The organism is Frankia sp. CoWAU3, assembly GCF_977971855.1.
This window is the reverse complement of the sequence record NZ_CDWWXB010000062.1, coordinates 3835-14817: the sequence shown is the minus strand read 5'-3', so window position 1 is coordinate 14817 and position 10983 is coordinate 3835. Positions and strand designations below refer to the sequence as shown.

Below are 10983 nucleotides of genomic sequence, written 5' to 3'. Positions count from 1 at the left end.
TCGTCGGCGGTCTGGTGGTGCTTGTGCCGTCCCTGATGATGCTGTTCCGGCTGTTCTCCCGGCCGGAACCGGCGGAGTGATCGGGCCGGCGCAGTGATCGGGCCGGTGCAGTGATCGGGCCGGCCCGCCGCGGCGGTGGGCTACGGTCATCGCGTGACCTCTGCCCCCGCTCAGGCGCCGGTCATCGCGGGTGAGTCGCTCACCCGCCGGCAGCTCGTCGTCGAGGTCTGGCTCGTGCTCGGGGTCTCCTTCGCTACCTCGGCGCTGTTCGCGGTCATCCGCTACGTCGGGGTGCTGACCCGGCCGGGCCCCGTCCGTTCCCAGGTGGCCCGGCTGAACACCTCGGCGGCGCCGGGACGGCCCTGGCTCGACCTCGCGCTCCAACTCGCCGACCTGGTCACCGGGCTGGTGCCGGCGCTGCTCGCCGTATACCTGCTGACGAGGCACGGAGGCGGACCGCGGGCGATCGGCCTGGACGGTCGGCACACCGGTCGCGACGCCGGCCGGGGAGCGGCGATCGCGGCCGGGGTCGGCGGGCTTGGCCTGGGCCTCTACCTGCTGGCGTGGCACAGCGGGGCGAACCTCACCGTCGCGCCCTCGGGCCTGCCGGACGTGTGGTGGCGCGTACCGGTCCTGGTCCTCAGCGCGGCGCAGAACGGCCTCGCCGAGGAGGTCATCGTCGCCGGGTACCTGCTGGTGCGGCTGCGTGAACTTGGTGTCGCGGCCAACCGGGCGCTGGCGGCCAGCGCCCTGCTCCGCGGTTCCTATCACCTCTACCAGGGGCTCGGTGGGTTCACCGGTAACCTCGCGATGGGCCTGCTGTTCGGCCGGCTGTTCCAGCGGACCGGCCGGGTGCTGCCGCTCGTCATCGCCCACGCACTCATCGACACCGTCGCGTTCGTCGGATACGTAGCGTTGGTCGGAAAGATCTCCTGGATTCCGGCGCCGCGCTAAGGTTACGGGTGGGGAAATAGACATCGTCTGATGGGCATACGATGCGTATCTCAACGGTGTATCGCGGAGGCGGTGGATCGTTCGAGGACGTCAACATCGGCGGGTTCGGGGCGCCGGAAGGCGTAGCCGTCGAGTGCCTGCCGCGGTACGGCTGGTCGGGGAGGACCGATGGTCAACGGAATCCGCGAGATCGAGCGCAAGTTCTCGGTCGAACCGACCTTTGTGCTCCCGAAGCTGGGGGAGGTTGCGGGCGTCGCCACCGCGCGCACCCGCAAGACCGTCAGTCTGGAGGCCGTCTACTACGACAGCGACGATCTCCGGCTGGCCCGTAACAATATCACGCTGCGGCGTCGGACCGGTGGGTCGGACGCCGGATGGCACCTCAAGCTGCCCGTTCGGGTGGGGGAGCGGGACGAGCTCCAGCTCCCGCTCGACGCGGGCGTGGGCGTGGGCGTGGGGGCGGAGGGCCCGCGGTACAGCCCTCCCGCGGAGTTCGTCGATCTGGTGTCGGTCCATCTGCGCGGTGCCGAGCCGCGGCCGGTCGCCAGGCTGCGGACACTGCGGACAGCGCGCCGACTGCGGGACACGGTCGGAGTCGACCTGGCCGAGGTCGTCGATGACCAGGTCTCCGCGCAGACCCTGGGGGAGAGGACGGCACTGAGCAGCTGGCGGGAGATCGAGGTCGAACTCGTCAACGGCGGGCCCGAGGTGCTCGACGAGGTCGCCGGTCTGCTCACGGCCGCGGGCGCCACCCCGGCGGCGGACTCCTCGAAGCTCGCGCGGGTCCTGGGTGGGGCGCTGGCCGCCGGCCCCGGGCCGGACGTCCCTGCGCCGCCGCGCAAGCCACGACGCGGGACGCCGGCGGGCGAGGTGGTACGGGCCTATCTGATCGAACAGGCACGTGCCCTGCTCGCGGCCGATCCGCGGGTGCGGCTCGACGAGCCCGAGGCGGTCCACAAGATGCGCGTCGCCTGCCGTCGGGCCCGCAGCACCCTGCGGACGTTCGCGCCGCTGTTCCCGCCCGAGAGAGCGCTCTTCCTGGACGGCGAGCTGCGGGACCTCGCCGGCGCGCTCTCCGGCGCCCGCGACGCCGAGGTCCAGGCCGCCTATTTCGAGACCCGCCTGGCGGAGCTGCCCACCGAGCTGGTCGCGGGGCCCGTGCGCAAGACGGTCACCGCGCACCTCGGCACCGGCACGGCCAACGGCCGGGCGGAGGCGTTGGCCATGTTGCGCAGTGACCGGTACTTCGCGCTCGTCTCCAACCTGCTCACCCTGCTGCGGGGCCCGCTCACCCCCGCGGCGGCCCGTCCGGCCGGCAAGGCCCTCCCCGATCTGCTGCTCGGCGCCGACCGGAAGCTGGCGAAGAAGGTCCGCGCCGCGGCTGCCCTGAAGGTCGGCTCGGAACGGGACGAAATGCTGCATTCCGCCCGCAAGCAGGCCAAGCGGTTACGGTACGCGGCGGAGGCCGTCGCGCCGCTGTACGGGAATGACGCGGCGCGGCTGGTAGAGCAGGCTCAGATCGCGCAGGAGCTGCTCGGAACCCATCAGGACGCCACCATCGCGCGCAGGTTGCTGGAGGACTGGGGGACGGCAGCGCAGGCCCAGGGCGCCCCCACCGCGTTTACTCTGGGTGTCCTGCTGGGCTTGGAGGAGTGCCGGGCACGCATGGCGGAACGAGACTTCTTCGATGCGTGGCCCGCGATCTCGGCGGCCCGGCACCGTCGCTGGATCCGCTGACCTGGGGCCGTGCCGGGTGGGCTCTGCCGTGGTCTGACCGATTACCTCCTCCGCGTCACCCATTCGTGCGCCACATCCGGGCCATCGGGCGCACTACCATCCGCCACGGGTCGGCGCGCTCGGGAAATCCCTGTCAGCTCGACGGATTGCGGGACGGGACGGGTGGAGCCGCTGGCGGCCGGACCTGCTGCGTTGTTCTGTGACCGGGGTATGAAGTGGACTTCCTTGCCCGGAGGACTCCCGCGAAGGCCTCCGTCCGTGTAGCGTCGTCCCTGGCCGGAGTTCGGCGGTTCGCGTCTCAACCGAGGCGCGGCGGAACAACGTCAGGGGCTCTTGCAGCTTCCTGACGTTCGGCCCGGGGCCCGCGCGGTGCGGGTCCTGACTGCACCAGCAGGGAGAACGGCACGTGGCTCAGGGCACGGTGAAGTGGTTCAACTCGGAGAAGGGCTTCGGCTTCATCTCCGTGGACGGCGGCGGTTCCGACGTCTTCGTTCATTACAGCGCGATTCAGATGGACGGTTACAAGGCACTTGAGGAGGGCCAGCGGGTCGAGTTCCAGGTGACCCAGGGTCAGAAGGGTCCGCAGGCCGACGCCGTCCGCGTCGTCTGAGCCACGAGAGACTTCAACGGTCAGCCCGCCCAAGGGTCCTCCTGGGGCGGGCTGACCGCTTCTCGACTTCTCGATCAGTTCGATATCCGACAGTTCGGTGGAAGGTATGTTTTTTCCGGCTGATCTCGATCGTTTTCTCGGGCCGGAAAGCGCGGGGCGTTCATCGGTTCCCGGATGGCGTGGTTCGCGGCCAAAAGCTTAACACCTGATTAAAGGCACAGCCAATCCTGCACGAGAAGTTCGGCGATCTGCAGGGTGTTCAACGCGGCGCCCTTGCGCAGGTTGTCCCCGCAGAGGAACAGCGCGACCTCGTGCGGGTCGTCCGGCGACTGCCGGATTCGGCCGACCCAGGTCGGGTCCGTTCCGACGACGTCGGCCGGGGTCGGGAACTCGCCGGCTGACGGATCGTCGACGACGGCGACGCCGGGAGCGTTCAGCAGCACCGTGCGCGCCTCGTCCGCCGTCACCGGCCGGGTGAAGCGGGCGTGCACCGCGACCGCGTGCGTGGTGATGACCGGCACCCGCACACAGGTAGCCGACACCCGCAGATCCGGGATACCCAGGATCTTGCGGGACTCGTTGCGGACCTTGAACTCTTCCGAGGACCAGCCGCCGTCCTTCAGTGAACCGGCCCAGGGCACGACGTTGAGCGCCAGCGGCGCCGGGAAGGGGCCGAGGCCATCCTCACCGATGGCCTTACGCACGTCACCGGCGGTCCGCCCCAGCTCGCGGGTGCCACCGACGACGGTGAGCTGGTCGTATAGGGCGTCGATGCCGGCCTGCCCGGCGCCGCTCGCGGCCTGGTAGGAGGCCGCGAACATCGACTCCAGCCCGAACGCCCGGTGCAGAGCGCCGACCGCGACGATCATCGACAGGGTGGTGCAGTTCGGGTTCGCGATGATGCCCCGCGGCCGCGCGGGGATCTGGTCGGCGTTCACCTCCGGCACGACCAGCGGCACGTCGGCGTCCATCCGGAACGCGCCGGAGTTGTCGACCGCGACCGCGCCGTGGGCCGCCGCTACCGGTGCCCACCGGGCGGAGACCTCGTCGGGAACGTCGAACACGGCCACGTCCACGCCGTCGAAGACCTCCGGTGCCAGGGCCTGGACGACGACGTCCGCGTCGCGCACCCGTACCGTCCGTCCCGCGGATCGGGCCGAGGCGATCGGCCGGATCTCTCCCCAGATGCCGGGGCGTTCGTCGAGCAGCGACAGCATCACCGTGCCGACCGCGCCGGTCGCCCCCACCACTGCGAGCGTCGGTCGCCGGCCCGCCTCGTTGCTCGTCACGATCCATCCTCCTGATTCGCCACCGTGCCGCCGCGGCGTGTCCAGCTGCCGCGGTGTGCCGCCGTCTCGAGGACCCACGACGTCGCCAACGTCATCGTCCGGTTCCCGCGTACACGATCGCCCCGCCGTTCGGGTCACCCAGGTCGAAGGCGCCGTGCACGGCCCGCACGGCGAGCGGGAGGTCGGTGTCGCGCACCACCACTGAGATGCGAATCTCAGAGGTGGAGATGATCTCGACGTTGACCCCCGCGTCGGCGAGGGAGCCGAAGAACCGGGCGGACACCCCCGGATGCGACTTCATCCCCGCGCCGATCAGCGACAGCTTGCCGATGTGGTCGTCGTAGAGGGTGCGCTCGAAGCCGATCTCGCTTTGGACCTTCGTGAGCGCGGTGAGCGCGGTACGTCCATCCGTCTTGGGCAGGGTGAACGAGATGTCCGTCCGCCCCGACCCGGCGACCGAGCCGACCTGAACGATCATGTCCAGGTTGACGTCGGTGTCCGCCACGGCCCGGAACACCGCCGCCGCCACCCCGGGCTTGTCCGGGCATCCGACGACCGTCACCTTCGCCTCGCTGAGGTCGTGCGCGATCCCACGGATGATGGCCTGTTCCACGAGCTGTTCCTCCGGAATCTCGGTGACCCACGTGCCCGGCTTCGCCGAGAAGGACGATCGGACATGCACGGGGACGCTGTAACGGCGGGCGTACTCGACGCACCTCAGCATGAGGACCTTCGCGCCGCACGCCGCCATTTCCAGCATCTCCTCATAAGAGATCGTGTCGATGCGGCGGGCGTCGGGGACGATGCGCGGGTCGGCGGTGAACACGCCGTCTACATCGGTGTAGATCTCGCAGGCGTCCGCTCCCAGCGCGGCAGCGAGCGCCACCGCGGTCGTGTCCGAGCCGCCTCGACCGAGCGTGGTGATGTCCTTTGTATCCTGGCTCACACCCTGGAAGCCCGCGACGATCGCGATCGCGCCGGAGTCCAGGGCGGCGCGGATCCGCCCGGGGGTAACGTCGATGATCCGCGCCTTGCCGTGCACCGAGTCGGTGATGACTCCGGCCTGGGAGCCGGTGAACGAGCGGGCTTCGGCGCCGAGGGTGGTGATCGCCATGGCCAGCAGCGCCATCGAGATTCGCTCACCGGCGGTGAGCAGCATGTCGAGCTCCCGGGCGGGCGGAAGCGGCGAGACCTGTTCGGCCAGATCGAGAAGTTCGTCGGTGGTGTCACCCATCGCGCTGACCACCACGACGACGTCGTTGCCGGCCCGCCGGTTCTCCACGATTCGCTCAGCGACTCGTTTGATGCGGTCCGCGTCGGCAACGGAGGACCCACCGAACTTCGCGACCAAGAGCGCCATGGCAGCCAGGTTACCGAGCGCGGCCGCTGACCGAGCGCGGCCGCCCGTCGCCCTTGCTCGGTGGCCTTGCCCGGATCTGGTCCGGTGTCCCTTTTCCACCGCCGGGACGATGTCGCCCCGGCGACGGGGTGCTGGGCGTATTCCTTCTGGTGTGCCAGGGTGATGACATCCGCACGACCGGCTCACCCGTATGACCGACTCACCCGTACGACCGGCTCACCCGTATGACCGACTGCGACGCACGCGGTCCACGCGATGGTCCCCGACGCCGAGGACCAGCTCAGGAAGGACGATCCTCAATGGCAGTCAGCCTTGCCAAGGGCGGCAACGTCAGCCTCACGAAGCAGGCCGCCGAGGCCGGCACCCCCCAGCTCACCGCGTTGAACGTCGGGCTCGGATGGGACGCCCGCACGACCACCGGGACCGATTTCGACCTGGACGCCTCTGCCATCGGCGTCCGGGCGGACGGCAAGGTCCTCAACGACGGCTACTTCGTCTTCTTCAACAACCTCGCGTCCCCCGAGGGGGCGATCACGCTCACCGGTGACAACCTGACCGGGCAGGGCGAGGGGGACGACGAGTCCGTTATCATCAACCTTGCACTGGTTCCAGTCGACATTGACCGGATTATCGTTCCGGTTTCCATCTACGACGCGGTGAACCGGAACCAGAACTTCGGCCAGGTGCGCAACGCCTACATCCGCGTGGTCGACCAGGGCGGAAACGAGCTGGTCCGCTACGATTTGTCCGAGGACTACTCCACCGAAACCGTCGTCATCTTCGGTGAGGTCTACCGCAACGGCGCCGACTGGAAGTTCCGCGCCGTCGGCCAGGGCCACAATGACCTCGGTGGTCTGGCTCGTGATCATGGCGTCAACATCTGAGCTACCCGAGCGGATGCGTGCCTGGCAATGCGTGCCTGGCAAGTAGTCGCTCCCGGGCCGATGAGCACCCGCCCGCTGCGCCCGGCCGAGCTGCCCGTGCCCCGGCCAGGGCCGGGCCAGGTTCGGGTCCACGTCGACGCCTGCGGAGTCTGCCGTACCGATCTGCACCTCGCCGAGGGTGATCTCCCGCCGCACCGACCGCGCACCGTGCCCGGACATGAGGTCGTCGGACGGGTCGACGCGGTTGGCGAGGGGGTGAGCGGCGTGCGCACCGGGGACCGGCTGGGCATCGCCTGGCTGGCCTCGACCGACGGGACCTGCGGGTACTGTCGGCGCGGAGCGGAGAACCTCTGCCCGGCCTCGACCTACACCGGATGGGATGTCGACGGCGGATACGCCGAGTACGCCTGCGTGCGCGCCGACTATGCCTACCGGCTGCCCGACGGCTACAGCGATGCGGAGCTTGCCCCGCTGCTGTGCGCCGGCATCGTCGGCTACCGGGCGCTGCGCCGGGCGGAGCTGCCGCCCGGCGGGAGGCTCGGCATCTACGGGTTCGGCGCGTCCGCCCATCTCGCAGCCCAGGTGGCGATCGCGCAGGGCGCCACCGTCCACGTGATGACGCGCTCGGCGCGGGCCCGCGAGCTTGCTCTGGGACTCGGCGCCGCCTCGGCGGGCGAGGCGTATGCTGCACCGCCCGAGCCGCTGGACGCGGCCGTGCTCTTCGCCCCGGTGGGTGACCTGGTGCCGGTGGCGCTCGCCGCGCTCGACCGTGGCGGCACGCTGTCCATCGCGGGCATCCACCTCAGCGACATCCCGCCGCTCGTTTACTCCGACCATCTGTTCCAGGAACGGTCCGTACGCAGCACGACCGCCAACACTCGCGCCGACGGTGAGGAGTTCCTGGCGATCGCCGCCGAGCACCGGCTCGCGGTGACCGTGTCGCCCTACCCGCTGTCCGCGGCCGACCGGGCCCTCGCCGACCTCGCCGCCGACCGGGTCACCGGCGCGGCCGTGCTGCTGCCCTGACCGTTTTGCCTGTCCTGTCGGTGCCGGGCCTTCCTGCCGATGCCGGACCTTCCGGATCTGGTTCGTAGATCCGGAAGGGCCCGGGATCCGGAAGGGCCCGGAGGTTTGGCGACCTTGCCGGGGGATGCGCGCTGAACTTCCGCGTTCAGTCGCCGCGGGCCGCGAGTCGGCGCAGGAGCAGGGTGCCCGCGGTGGTCAGTACGGCGGCCGTCGCAATCTCGCGCGGCAGGCGGTGCCGGGCCTCGTTCTGGATCGCTTCGTGGAAACGGTCGAACCGGCTCGGCCAGGGACTCACCCCGACGAAGTACCGGCCCACCTTGTCGGTGTCCGGTAGGCAGGCACCGGTCATGCCGGCGAGGACGGCGAGTCGGCGCCCGGCGGGGGCAGACGCCGTCAACAAGGCCATGGCCGCGAGCCCCGCCACGCCGTCCTTGCGTGCGACCGGCAGCCATTCCGGCTCGGTGTTCGGGCCCGTTCCCCAGTGGGGCAACGCGTCCATGACCAGGTGTGAGACGAAGCCGGCGGCGAGGGCGGGCACCGGGTGTCGGATCGCCATGCCCACGAAAGCGCCCGCCCCGACATGTGAGCTGATGATCATGCTTCAGGGCCTCCTGGTGGCAGACGGACGGCAGAGCGTTCGCCGGGTACCCCCTACCCTGACGTCCCGATTGGAGGATGCGTACCGCGGGGTGATGGTGGGGCCCTCCGGCGGTCACCATCAGTGGTCGCCCGGTGGTCTCCGTGTTTGGGGGCGCGGGTACCACCGCTCCCGGGATCGGATCCGGGTGTCCGATGCTCGCGCGAAGGTGCGCGCGGACGCCGTCCCACCTTTCTCTGAATGCTCTTGCTGCCGCCCGTCTCGATGCGTTCGTCGATGCTCCGGCCGATTCCCACGCCGACGCGCGAGCCGACGAATTCGTCGAATGCCTGCGCAGATGCTCGGGCGAATGCGCATCATGGGTAGATCGGCGCGCCTCGTAGCATCTGGGCGCGTAGCGGAGCGACTCGGCGGCAATCCATGGATGAAGGGCTGCCGTAGCATGAAGGAGATAGCTCAGAGTGATCAATTTTGAGGCTTGGGTGGCGTGGGTGCGGGAAGCTAGCGGGATGTCCTCCGGTGAGGATGGCGGTTCGCCGGGCGATCCGGGGCACCGCGGCGGCGTGGGTCCGGGGCACCGCGGCGCCGGAGACCTGAGCGGTGTGGATGGATAGGCGCGTCCGCGATCTACGCATGTGCCACCTACCAGCCGTCTGCGACCTGGCCACGCCGGTGCCGTCGGGGGTGGTCGTCTCCGTCGCGTGGCGGCTGGAAGGGGCCGGGCGGATCATCGGCGGCATGGTGCCCCGCGGCCATCCGGGGGCTGGCCCGCAGGGTAAACGGGTCCTGCACGGTGAGGGGATCTGGGCGGCCGAGATGTATCCGCGGGACCGGAAGATCTCGGCGGAAGCCGACCTCGTCGAGCCGGGTTCGCCGGCCCGGCCGGTCCGGCTGGTGGTGCACGGCTCCGACCGGGACATCATCGGCTATCTGGATCAGCCTTGCCTGCCGGCCACCCGACTCGCCCGGCTCACGACCGGGCTGCGCCGGGACGCCCGTCAGGTCAGGGTCCGGGCGGCCGGGCGGGTCTGGTGGCTACGGGCGACGAACGTCTTCGGAGTACAGGTCGTCCGGGATCCCGAGGTACGGATCTACCGCACCAGAGGATTACACGCCGTGTTCAGCGCCGAGGCCGACCATCTTGACGTCAGCGTGGTCCTGCTGACCCTGGCCTCGATTCCCAGCTCGGCTTATGCCCCCATCCTGGGGTTCTAGCGGCTGCAGCGGCCCCGGCGGACCCGGTGGCGGACCGGTGGAGCCGGGGTGGCTTCGGGGTGGGACCGGGTGACAGCAGGCCGGGGTGTCAGGCGCTGACGACGCGGCGTCCCTCGAAGGCGCGTCCCAGGGTCACTTCGTCCGCCCATTCGAGGTCACCGCCCATGGGCAGGCCGCTGGCGAGGCGGGTGACCTTCAGGCCCATCGGAGCGATCTGCCGGGCCAGGTAGGATGCGGTGACCTCACCCTCGGTATTCGGATCGGTGGCGAGGATCAGTTCGGTCACCGTGCCGTCCGCCAGGCGGGCGACGAGTTCCCGGATGTGCAGGTCGTCGGGACCGACACCGCCGATGGGATTGATCGCGCCCCCGAGCACGTGGTATCGCCCCCGGAACTCGCGGGTGCGTTCGATCGCCACGACGTCCTTGGGCTCCTCGACCACACAGATCGAGCTCGGATCGCGGCGGGGATCGGAGCAGATCCGACACAGTTCCGACTGCGCCACGTTGAAGCAACTCCGACAGAACTGGACCTTCTCCTTGACCTCGGTCAGGGCGGTGGCCAGCCTGCGGACATCCACGGGGTCGGCGGCCAGCAGATGAAACGCGATCCGCTGGGCACTTTTGGGACCGATGCCGGGCAGCCGCCCGAGCTCGTCGATCAGATCCTGGACGATGCCCTCGTACACCGGTGCCGCCGGTTGTCAGCCGAGCCCGGGAAGGCCCGGGCCACCCGGAAGGGGGCCTCCGAGGCCGCCACCGGACAGCAGTCCACCGAGTCCACCGAGTCCGTCGGCGCCACCCGGACCTGCCGGGCCGCCCGCGCCGAGGCCACCGGTGATCGAGTCCATCCGGTCGGCGGCGAGCTTGTGGGCATTCGTGGTCGCGTCACGGACCGCCGCGAGGATCAGATCCGCGAGCGTCTCGGTGTCCTCGGGGTCGACCGCCTCGGGGCTGATCGTCAGATCGACCAGTTCCCCGCCGCCGTTGACGGTGGCGCGGACCAGGCCGCCGCCGGCCGTCCCGTCCACCCGGGCGGTGGCGAGGTCCTCCTGGGTGGCGAGGATCGCGGCCTGCATCTTCTGCGCCTGTTCGAAGAGCTGCCCCAGCGCCCCGCCCCCGACGGGGGCCCGACTCCCGGCGCGGTTCTGTGGGTTAGACATGTCGATGAGCCTACGTCTCCTTCAACCGGACGAGATCTGTTCCTTCAGCCGGACGAGATCAGCCGGACGAGATCTGTTCGATGATCGTGGCACCCAGTCCGCTCCGTAGCAGGGACACGGCGGCCTCCTCGCCCCCGCGGGCCCCGCC

At 70.2% G+C, this 10983-nt stretch carries 11 protein-coding genes; 6 read left to right on the top strand and 5 right to left on the bottom strand.

Translation table 11 applies throughout. The annotated features are described in order from the left end of the window. Positions 1–153 precede the first annotated feature (153 nt). From AC08ON_RS08210 to AC08ON_RS08200, 3 genes are all read left to right on the top strand, one after another. Positions 154–954 carry a CPBP family intramembrane glutamic endopeptidase gene (locus AC08ON_RS08210; RefSeq protein ID WP_476607151.1) on the top strand — a complete coding sequence of 267 codons (801 nt, stop codon included), beginning with the start codon at positions 154–156 and terminating at the stop codon, positions 952–954. A gap of 168 nt (positions 955–1122) precedes the next feature. Further along, positions 1123–2691: a CYTH and CHAD domain-containing protein gene (locus tag AC08ON_RS08205; protein ID WP_476607150.1), complete on the top strand. Its 1569-nt coding sequence runs from the start codon at positions 1123–1125 to the stop codon at positions 2689–2691. Positions 2692–3097: 406 nt separating this feature from the next. Next, entirely contained in the window at positions 3098–3301 is a 204-nt protein-coding gene (locus AC08ON_RS08200; protein ID WP_009740954.1) for a cold-shock protein, read from the top strand. 209 nt (positions 3302–3510) lie between these two features. On the opposite strand, the gene AC08ON_RS08195 is transcribed toward AC08ON_RS08200, so the two are convergent. Together AC08ON_RS08195 and AC08ON_RS08190 are read right to left on the bottom strand one after the other, a co-directional pair. Beyond that, entirely contained in the window at positions 3511–4590 is a 1080-nt protein-coding gene (locus AC08ON_RS08195; RefSeq protein WP_476607149.1) for an aspartate-semialdehyde dehydrogenase, read from the bottom strand. 91 nt (positions 4591–4681) lie between these two features. After that, positions 4682–5950: an aspartate kinase gene (locus AC08ON_RS08190; RefSeq protein ID WP_476607148.1), complete on the bottom strand. Its 1269-nt coding sequence runs from the start codon at positions 5948–5950 to the stop codon at positions 4682–4684. A 299-nt stretch (positions 5951–6249) separates the two neighbouring features. Between AC08ON_RS08190 and AC08ON_RS08185 the strand changes: the two genes are divergently transcribed. Then, positions 6250–6834, top strand: coding sequence for a TerD family protein (locus AC08ON_RS08185; RefSeq protein ID WP_011434730.1), 585 nt, complete (start codon positions 6250–6252; stop codon positions 6832–6834). Positions 6835–6861: 27 nt separating this feature from the next. Next, complete coding sequence (locus AC08ON_RS08180; RefSeq protein WP_476608926.1) at positions 6862–7860, top strand: zinc-dependent alcohol dehydrogenase family protein; 999 nt, start codon at positions 6862–6864, stop codon at positions 7858–7860. Between the two features lie 145 nt (positions 7861–8005). Here the strand turns inward: AC08ON_RS08180 and AC08ON_RS08175 are convergent, their stop codons facing one another. Beyond that, positions 8006–8458, bottom strand: a complete 453-nt coding sequence (locus AC08ON_RS08175) for a hypothetical protein (RefSeq protein WP_476608927.1) — start codon at positions 8456–8458, stop codon at positions 8006–8008. 606 nt (positions 8459–9064) lie between these two features. On the opposite strand from AC08ON_RS08175, the gene AC08ON_RS08170 reads away from it, so the two are divergent. Next, positions 9065–9673 (top strand): hypothetical protein, encoded by a 609-nt coding sequence (locus tag AC08ON_RS08170; RefSeq protein ID WP_476607146.1) that lies wholly within the window; start codon positions 9065–9067, stop codon positions 9671–9673. A gap of 88 nt (positions 9674–9761) precedes the next feature. Here the strand turns inward: AC08ON_RS08170 and recR are convergent, their stop codons facing one another. Next, positions 9762–10361: a recombination mediator RecR gene (gene recR / locus AC08ON_RS08165; RefSeq protein ID WP_011434735.1), complete on the bottom strand. Its 600-nt coding sequence runs from the start codon at positions 10359–10361 to the stop codon at positions 9762–9764. 15 nt (positions 10362–10376) lie between these two features. Next, positions 10377–10835, bottom strand: a complete 459-nt coding sequence (locus AC08ON_RS08160; RefSeq protein ID WP_476607145.1) for a YbaB/EbfC family nucleoid-associated protein — start codon at positions 10833–10835, stop codon at positions 10377–10379. Positions 10836–10983 lie beyond the last annotated feature (148 nt).